This window comes from Achromobacter semiaridum (genome assembly GCF_053543755.1).
The window spans coordinates 75,235-83,889 of record NZ_JBLVOL010000002.1 but is presented as its reverse complement, the minus strand read 5'-3'; the positions used below and the strand labels follow the sequence as shown (position 1 = coordinate 83,889).

Below are 8,655 nucleotides of genomic sequence, written 5' to 3'. Positions count from 1 at the left end.
AGCCGCCGAAAAAGACGCCGCCAGCCTGGCCAACGAACGCGACCGGCTGCAATGGCAGGTGGACGAACTGGATCAACTGGCGCTTGGCCCGGACGAATGGGAATCCTTGCAGTCCGAGCACACGCGCTTGTCGCATTCGCAATCGCTGCTGGATGGCGCCTCGCAAATCCTGGAAGCGCTGGACGGCGAAGGCGATTCCGCGCACCACCGCGTCACGGCCGCCAATCACCGCATTCAGCAAATGCTGCGGCATGACCCCGGCCTGCAAGGCGTGTACGACGAACTGGAGTCCGCCCGCATCGCGATCAGCGAAGCCGTGTCCGACCTGAACAATTACGTCAGCCGGGTCGATCTGGACCCGAAGCGGCTGGCCGACGTCGAAGCGCGCCTGGGCCTGGTCTTCGAGACCGCGCGCAAATTCCGCGTCGAGCCCGACGCCCTGTGCGAATTGCGCGACTCCCTGCATGCCGAGCTGGCCGCCTTGCAAGCCGCCGGCGACATCGATGCGTTGCGCACCCAGTCGGTGGCGGCGCAAACGCAATACGACGCCGCGGCCGCCAAGCTGACCGCCGCCCGTCGCAAGATAGCCAAGGACCTGGGCAAACAAGTCACCCAGGCCATGCAGACGCTGGCCATGCAGGGCGGCAAGTTCGAGCCCACCCTGACCGCCGCCGGGCCGTCCGCGCACGGCAACGAGCAGGTTGAATTTCTGGTGGCCGGCCACGCCGGCACCACCCCGCGACCCCTGGCCAAAGTGGCTTCGGGTGGCGAGTTGTCGCGGATTTCGCTGGCGCTGTCCGTCATTGCCAGCCGCGCCGCGCGCGTACCGACGCTGATCTTCGATGAGGTCGATAGCGGCGTGGGCGGCGCGGTGGCCGAAGCCGTGGGCAAGCTGCTGCGCGAGCTGGGCGAACGCCACCAGGTGCTGTGCGTGACGCACTTGCCCCAGGTGGCTGCCTGCGCGAACAACCAGTTCCTGGTCAGCAAGACCGAGTCTCGCGGCACCACGCGCTCCAGCATCGAAGAGCTGGACGCGGCGGCGCGTGTTGAGGAAATCGCGCGGATGCTGGGCGGCATCAAGCTGACGGCCACCACGCGCGAGCACGCCCGCGAAATGCTGGAAGGTTTTGGCCAGCCCGCGGCCTGACCCAGCTTGGCGCGGGCCAGGGCAAGCCCGCCACGATTCCAAGGAATATCCGCGCGCATGCCGCGTGAAATTCAGCTTAAAGCCGCGCAATATCGGCGCAAGAACGGCGCAAGAACCGCGCCCCGCTGCGGACCCATCGGACAAAAAAAAGCCCCTCCGTTCAGAAGGGGCTTTTGATCTCACTGGCCCGCAACGAGCGCGGCCACGGACCGTGGGGCGGACGCTAGCGGTTTAGCGCCCTTTCATGCAGCTGCTGCACACGCCGTACAACACCATCGCGTGGCTTTCCAGCGCGAAACCGTTGTCCTTGGCGATCTTCTGCTGGCGCTTTTCAATGTCCGGATCCGAAAACTCGACCACGGTGCCGCAATTCGTGCAGATCAGGTGATCGTGGTGATCGCCGTCGTTCAGTTCGAACACGGCCTTGCCGCTGTCGAACTGGCTGCGGGCCAGGATGCCGGCCTGCTCGAACTGGGTCAGCACGCGGTAGACGGTTGCCAGGCCGATTTCGACATTTTCGCCGATCAGGGCACGGTAGACGTCTTCGGCGCTGAGGTGGCGCTGGTCGGATTTGCGGAAAATATCAAGAATTTTCAGGCGCGGAAACGTCGCCTTCAAACCCATGTTCTTCAGTTCGCTTTGGTCGCTCATGGTGTAATCGCTCTCCGTCCGCGTAGGCATGGGCAGAATCAAGGGTGCACCGCGAGTCGGCTCACCTGAATTCATGCCGCCTCGCGGAACTATCCTTATGAAACCTTTATGATAACGGTTTTGTCTGCTTCCAAATAATAGGGGCGCGTAGTGTCCATGATTGCACGAATTCCCTCCCGCTCGCTGAAGACCGGATTGGCCGTCGCCGCCCTGGCCATCGCCCTTGCCGGCTGCTCGGGGGACAAGTGGGGCTTCCCCTACAAGGCCGGTGTCCAGCAAGGCAACTGGATCACCCAGGAACAAGTCGCGCTGCTCCAGCCGGGCATGACCCGCGAGCAAGTCCGCTTTGCGCTGGGCAGCCCTACCCTTACCAGCGTGCTGCACGCCAACCGTTGGGACTACCCCTACTATTACAAGCCCGGCTACGGCGAAGCCCGTGAACGCAAGTTCACCGTCTGGTTCGAAAACGACCGCCTGACGCGCTGGGAAGGCGACAAGCAGCCTGATTTGCAGCCCTATCAGCTGAACACCCCCAGCAGCGCCGCCGACGAAAAGGCGGACAAGCGCCTGGACCAGGACGAAGCCCGCATCAAAGAAGAGGAAGACCTGAAAAAGCGCGATTCCGCCGCGCCGGTCAGCCCGCTGAATCAGTACCCCGGCCAACCGGGCAACGCGCCCGAGCCGCTTCGGTAACCCCCAAGGATTTTCTTCATGCGTATTGCAATTGCCGGCGCCAGCGGCCGTATGGGCCAGATGCTGATCGACGCCATCCTTAAGTCCACCGACCTGCAATTGGCAGTGGCGTTGGACCGCAATGGGTCGACGTCGCTGGGCCAGGACGCGGGCGCCCCGCTGGGCCAACAGACCGGCGTGCTGATCACCGATGATCTTGACGCGCTGGCCAACGCCGATTGCCTGATCGATTTCACGCGGCCCGAAGGCACGCTTGCCCACTTGCAGGCCTGCGTGAAGCACGGCACGCACGCCGTCATCGGCACCACCGGGTTCGACGACAACGGCCGCGCCGCCATCGAAGTGGCCGCGCAGAAAATCGGCATCGTGTTCGCGCCCAACATGAGCGTGGGTGTGAATGCCACGCTCAAGCTGCTGGACATGGCCGCCCGCATCCTGAATTCCGGTTATGACGTTGAAGTGTTCGAAGCGCACCATCGCAACAAGGTCGATGCGCCTTCGGGCACCGCGTTGAAAATGGGCGAGACCATTGCGTCGGCCTGGGACGTGGCGCTGCCGGACGTGGCCACCTGGAGCCGCCATGGCGACACCGGCGTGCGCAAGCCCGGCACCATCGGCTTTTCCGTGCTGCGCGGTGGCGACATCGTGGGCGACCACACCGTATCGTTCTGCGGCATCGGCGAACGCATCGAGATCACGCACCGTTCCAGCAGCCGCGCCACCTACGCGGAAGGCGCCCTGCGCGCGGCACGCTTTCTGCAAGACAAGCACAACGGCCTGTACGACATGCAATCCGTGCTGGGCTTCTGAGCCAGGCGGCCGCGGGATCGCCGGAGCGCCGGCCGCCGGATCGCCGGATCGCCGGATCGCCGGAACGCCGGCCGCCGGATCGCCGGCCGCCGGATCGCCGGCCGCCACAAAACACAAAGGATCCCTCGGGATCCTTTTTTATTGCTCCGGCCGCACCGCGCCCTACACCACCACGGGCTCCGGTTCCAGCATGACGCCATAGCGCGCCTGCACCGACGCTTGAATCGCGCCGGCCAGCGCCATGATGTCGGCGGCGTTGGCTCCGCCGCGATTCACCAGCACCAGCGCCTGCATGTCATGCACCCCGGCCGCGCCCAGCGCCTGCCCCTTCCAACCGCATTGATCGATCAGCCAACCGGCTGCCAGCTTGTAGCGGCCGTCCGGTTGCGCGTACGACACCAGGCCCGGGTAGCGTTCGGCCAGAGCGTCCCGCACATCGGCCGCCACGATGGGATTCTTGAAAAAGCTGCCGGCGTTGCCGGTCACTGCCGGGTCCGGCAGCTTGGCGCGGCGAATGTCGCAAACCGCGTTGAAGATGTCCCGCGCGCCGGGCGCGCCGTGGGCCAACCGTTCGTGGCGTTGCAGGTCGGGATAGCCCAACACGGGGCGCCAGGGGCGCGGCAAGGCGAACCGCACGCTGACGATGATCCAGCGGCCGGGCGCATCGTGCTTGAACGCGCTATCGCGATACGAAAAGCGGCAATCGGACGGGCCCATTTCAACAAGCCTTGCCGCCGCGACATCCCACGCCGTCAGGCTATGAAAGCGTTCTTCGAATTCGACGCCGTAAGCGCCGATGTTCTGCACCGGCGCGGCCCCGACCGTACCGGGAATCAAGGCCAGGTTTTCCAGGCCATCCCAGCCCTGCCCGACGCAATGTTCGACAAAGCCGTGCCAGCTTTCGCCGCCCGCCGCTTCCACCAGGCAGACATCGGGCGCGTCCTGCAACAGCCGCACGCCCCTGAAAGCCACCTTGGCCACCAAGCCGGATACACGCCGGGGCAGGACGACATTGCTGCCGCCGCCCAGCACCAGGAGGCTGTCCGCCCCGCGTGCCAAGTCGGACAAGGCCGGCAATTGAGCGGCATCGTCCAGCGTGACAAAGGCTTCGGCTTGCGAGACCAGGCCCAGCGTATTGAGCCGGCTGAGATCGTGGGCAGCGGGAGTCAACGCGGCTGACGCCGTGTCGATAGCAGAGGGAGTTGACATGGGTGCTACGGGCTATGCTATAGTTTCGGTCTTCGCTCATATTACTTGATTGAGTGTTTTGGTTTGAGTACACCGCTTTTTCAATAGCCGCTCTTTACAGAGAACACGGCGAAAACGCGAAAAATCTCGGCCCAATGACAAGCTCGAAAAAATCATGTAAGATGCGCGCCTTCTGATCGATAACCAAGTTGATCAGAGTGCATAAGAAAACGGTTCTGAGCAGTTCAAGACGGAACCCATGCGGGAGTAGCTCAGTTGGTAGAGCGCAACCTTGCCAAGGTTGAGGTCGCGAGTTCGAGACTCGTCTCCCGCTCCAAATTCAGATGTGCAGCGGTCAAGCAACCCAGGTTCTTGATCACTGCAGTCACCTAAGAAGGGCCCGACACTTGTTGTCCGGCCCTTTTTTCATTCCTGCCGCCATTACCAGAGTCCTCTGATTGCTTCTTGCCGATCCGGATGCTCTGCTCTTGGGTTGCATCGCGGACGCCGCGTCGCCGCGTCCGCCGCGCCCCGGAGCCTTGGCCATGACATTGACGCGCACGGTGCTGCTGCACCGCTTGAAAACCGCCTGCTACACCATCAGCTCCATCGTGCTGATCAGCTGGGTAACCGATGCGCTCAATGAAGGGCTGATGTTCAAGCCCTTGCTGCGCTACTTCTACCCCACCACCGTTGAAAATTATCAGCATCCGTTCACGGACCATCCCAGTCTGCTGATCTGGCTGGTTCCATTGCTGGCCGGCCTGTCATTGACCATCGCCTCGTCCGCGATGGCCGTGCACCACTTGAAGCGGCGGCCCCGATATCGTCTTAGCCCCGTCGCCACCTCGCCCTCTCAACTGGTCGGGCTGGCATCAGGCGGCCGTGCGCTGTCTTCTTTTTGCGGCACCCACGATTCATCTCGTTCGCGGACATTCCATGCGCTTTATCGGCAGGCCGACGAGCTGGCCGCGCTTGAAGCGCCATGTGCCACCGCTGGGGTCCGCCTGCAAGGCCATCCGCTGCCCGATTTGCAGGACATGCATCAGAACCACGCGCGCATTCACCAACTGCTAGCCGGCATCCGACGCGAGGCCGGCGCCGATGCAGCCATTGCCTTTGACCTTAGCGGCCTGCCGGCCGAACTGGCCAGCGTCGCCACGCTGGCCGGCCCGCAACACGACGTCATGCTTTGTCAGGTCGACAAGCAGGGGCAGGCACACAGCTATCGCCTGGTGGCGGACCTGCACGCTTGACGCCTAGATGGGCGGCTTACCTTCCCCGAAAAAAAGCCCCCACCGGAAAACCGGTGGGGGCGGTGCATTACGCAGCGATCGCGGAACGCTTGGCGATTAGCGTGTAGCCCTTCGCGCTTAGCGCTTAGCCCTTAGCGCTTAACGCCTGACACGTTGTGCTTAACGCCTGACACGTTGTGCTTAACGCTGAATCCACGCATCGTTCCAATGCGAACCCGTGCCGGGCGCATAGTGCGACGGTGACTGGCTGCACCAGCCGCTGTACGGGTAGATCTTGCATTCAAACGTCTTGCCCACGTTCACGACCTTGTCGCCCGCTTTGTAAATCGTGCCGGCCTTGTACTGCGGGTAACCACCCACGGCAGCCTGCGCCTTCACGGTCACGGTATGGCTGGCCTGGACTTCGCCACGCGAATTGCTGACCGTCAGCGTAAAGCGGTAAGGCGTGTCCTTCGTGGTGGTCGGCGCGACAAAGCTGATGTCGGCCTGGTCCAACGCACCGGCGGAAATGCCCGCGGGCACGGTCCAGCGGAAGCGCAGGTCGGTGCCCGTGGACGCCTTGCCAGACAGGACAACGCGTTCACCGCTCTTTGCCTGCGCGGGGCCGCTCAGCTTGGCTTGCGGCGGGATCACTTCCGGCACCACGTCCTTCGCCTTGGCTTTAACCACATGGCTGGCGGTCGCGGTGCGTCCGCGATCATCCGTCACGGCCAGATTGAAGGTCAGGTTACGGTCTTCGCCCAACGGCGGGCCGTAGAACGTGACCAGGGCACCGTTCGGCTGCAACGCAATGCCGTCCATGCTGGTCCATGCATACTTCAGGCCCTGGCCCGTCGATCCGGTGGCCGACAACGTCGCCGGCTTCAAGGCCATCACTTCGGCGGGGCCGCTGATCCGGGCTACCGGCGGCGGAACCGGCGTCGGCTCCACGTCGCAAGCTTCAGGCATTTTCCACGGCTTGCCATACTGCGCCGAGTTCTTATCGGGCGCGGCATCCACGTTCCAGTAGTTCTGGTGATACACCTTGCCGTTGTACGACACCGCTTCATTCGGCACGTTGTACACCTTGCGGGCATCCCAGGCCGGCACGTTGGCGCACACGCCGGCGGCCTTTGCCTTGACCAGAACGCCATGGTGCGCGGACGCGCTACGCCCTTGCGAGTCGGTGACCTTCAGCGTGATGCGATAGGCGACGTCCTTCGCGTTTTCCGGCGCGACGAAGCTGCTCTTGACGCCCTGCTCAATGAACTTCAGCGTGGGCTGGCTGCTCCATGCATAGGTCAGGTCCTTGCCAGTGGAATCCACGGCCGACAACACTACCTTGTCGCCCGCATTCGCTTGCGCCAAGCCGACGACATGCGCTTGGGGCGCCTGGCCGCCGATGCTGTCGCCGCCCAGCAGTTCCGCCGCGCGAACCAGATCGGGCTGCACGCCAATGGGCCGGGCCGGATCGACCTTCGGCACGGGGTTGCCGCTATCCACCAGGATCTGACGCATGACCTTGGGCGGAATATTGCCCAGCCCACGCTCGCGTGCCAGGCTTTGCAGCCAGGCCACGCTGCCCGCAATGATGGGGTTCGCGGAAGACGTGCCGCTATAGCCGGTCGTGTACAAGTTGTGTTGACCCTCTTCCCAGTTCGTAGTGGTGACTTGGCCACCCCAACTGAAGGTATCGACCCGGCTGCCGTACTCCGAGAACCACGATCGCGCACCCGAATACGGGTCCGCCGCGCCGACGTAAATCGCGCCGGAATCCCGCTTCGTGCGGTCATAGCGCCCGCGGTAATACGGATCGTCCAAGTTGACGTTTCCATTGGCGGCCGCCAACACAACGTGAACGCCCTTTTCCTGGGTCAAATAGGAAATCGCGTCATACACGGCATCCACGTGCTCGACAGGCAGGTAGCAAGCCGTGGTGGGACCGCAGCCGTTTCCAAACTTGTAGTGCACGCCGATCTGAACCACATCGCCGGCCTGAAGCACGTTGCGCAGATCAATCATTCCGCCCACGCTGTACTTGGTATAGCCGGCCTGCGCCTCCGGGACGATACCTGTCACGCCATAGCCGTTCTTCTGTCCGAACATGATGCCCGCCGACATCGTGTCGTGGAAGTCCGGCTTCTCCACATACTGGCCGTGATGGATGAAAGGCTTGGGCAAATCGATGTGATCGAAGTCCCAGTGGCCGATCTCATTCGATATGACGCGCACGTTGGCGCCATAGTGGCCGGTCTGACGCTGCGCCTCGAAAGCGTTGACCCCACCCAGCACCCAGTGCCCGCGCGTGGGCGGCTGCATATAGTTCTGGCAGGTCGGCGCCAGCGCGCCGTCGCAATTGGTGTAGTCAGGGGTGCCGGATGCGGCGCGGGTAACGGCCATTACCGGTTCCTCACCCAGGCCTTCGCCCATCGACATCGGCACAGGCTCGATCTGCGCGCTTTCCACCAGCGGATTTTCCAGCAGTTGCCTGACCAGCGATTCCGCGTCGCGGCCACGCATCATCTCGGCCGAAATCTTGTAATAACGCGTCAAATTATGGCGTTCCAGCGCGGCGAGTTCCTCGTGGTTACGCATCATCGGCGACAGCGGCACCAACGGCTCCATGCCGTTAGCCAGGCGCGTCAGCGCGTCCATTGCGTTGGCCACTTCGGGCGTCGGCGCGGTGCGCTGCGCCGGGTTGGGGGCTTCGGCTTTCAGCCGGACGTAGATGGGCCGCGGCTCATCGGCTGACGCCGCATGTCCGGGGCCGGTAAATCCCGCGCCTAACATCAGCGCGAGCATGGATAACTGTATTTTGTTTTTCATGGCTATTCAGTGATCCGCCTTGACGGTGGATCCATCAACGCAAAAAGAAAGCCCCCCTCCCATCGCTGGAAGAAGGGCTGGCGTCCAACGCGGGCCAAGACGCCC

Annotated in this window: 7 protein-coding genes and 1 tRNA gene; 5 read left to right on the top strand and 3 right to left on the bottom strand. The window is 63.4% G+C overall.

The features are described from left to right. A partial coding sequence (locus ACNPP0_RS00520) for a DNA repair protein RecN (RefSeq protein ID WP_448704735.1) occupies window positions 1-1,147 on the top strand: 1,147 nt, incomplete at its 5' end. A 231-nt stretch (window positions 1,148-1,378) separates the two neighbouring features. On the opposite strand, the gene fur is transcribed toward ACNPP0_RS00520, so the two are convergent. Beyond that, a complete protein-coding gene (gene fur, locus ACNPP0_RS00515; RefSeq protein ID WP_332612671.1) occupies window positions 1,379-1,798 on the bottom strand; it encodes a ferric iron uptake transcriptional regulator in 420 nt (139 codons plus the stop codon). A gap of 156 nt (window positions 1,799-1,954) precedes the next feature. On the opposite strand from fur, the gene ACNPP0_RS00510 reads away from it, so the two are divergent. Both ACNPP0_RS00510 and dapB read left to right on the top strand, forming a co-directional pair. Beyond that, window positions 1,955-2,491: an outer membrane protein assembly factor BamE gene (locus ACNPP0_RS00510; protein WP_448704734.1), complete on the top strand. Its 537-nt coding sequence runs from the start codon at window positions 1,955-1,957 to the stop codon at window positions 2,489-2,491. Between the two features lie 18 nt (window positions 2,492-2,509). After that, window positions 2,510-3,301 carry a 4-hydroxy-tetrahydrodipicolinate reductase gene (dapB, locus tag ACNPP0_RS00505; RefSeq protein ID WP_046803421.1) on the top strand — a complete coding sequence of 264 codons (792 nt, stop codon included), beginning with the start codon at window positions 2,510-2,512 and terminating at the stop codon, window positions 3,299-3,301. A 162-nt stretch (window positions 3,302-3,463) separates the two neighbouring features. Here dapB and murB read toward each other — a convergent pair whose 3' ends face one another. Continuing rightward, window positions 3,464-4,510: a UDP-N-acetylmuramate dehydrogenase gene (gene murB / locus ACNPP0_RS00500; RefSeq protein ID WP_448704733.1), complete on the bottom strand. Its 1,047-nt coding sequence runs from the start codon at window positions 4,508-4,510 to the stop codon at window positions 3,464-3,466. Between the two features lie 240 nt (window positions 4,511-4,750). Here murB and ACNPP0_RS00495 point away from each other — a divergent pair. Together ACNPP0_RS00495 and ACNPP0_RS00490 are read left to right on the top strand one after the other, a co-directional pair. After that, window positions 4,751-4,826 (top strand) — tRNA-Gly (locus ACNPP0_RS00495). Between the two features lie 208 nt (window positions 4,827-5,034). Beyond that, the gene (locus tag ACNPP0_RS00490) at window positions 5,035-5,745 is read left to right on the top strand and encodes a hypothetical protein (protein ID WP_332612674.1); all 711 of its coding nucleotides are present in this window, start codon (window positions 5,035-5,037) and stop codon (window positions 5,743-5,745) included. Window positions 5,746-5,925: 180 nt separating this feature from the next. Here ACNPP0_RS00490 and ACNPP0_RS00485 read toward each other — a convergent pair whose 3' ends face one another. Continuing rightward, the gene (locus tag ACNPP0_RS00485) at window positions 5,926-8,550 is read right to left on the bottom strand and encodes a S8 family serine peptidase (RefSeq protein ID WP_448704732.1); all 2,625 of its coding nucleotides are present in this window, start codon (window positions 8,548-8,550) and stop codon (window positions 5,926-5,928) included. Window positions 8,551-8,655: the final 105 nt, after the last annotated feature.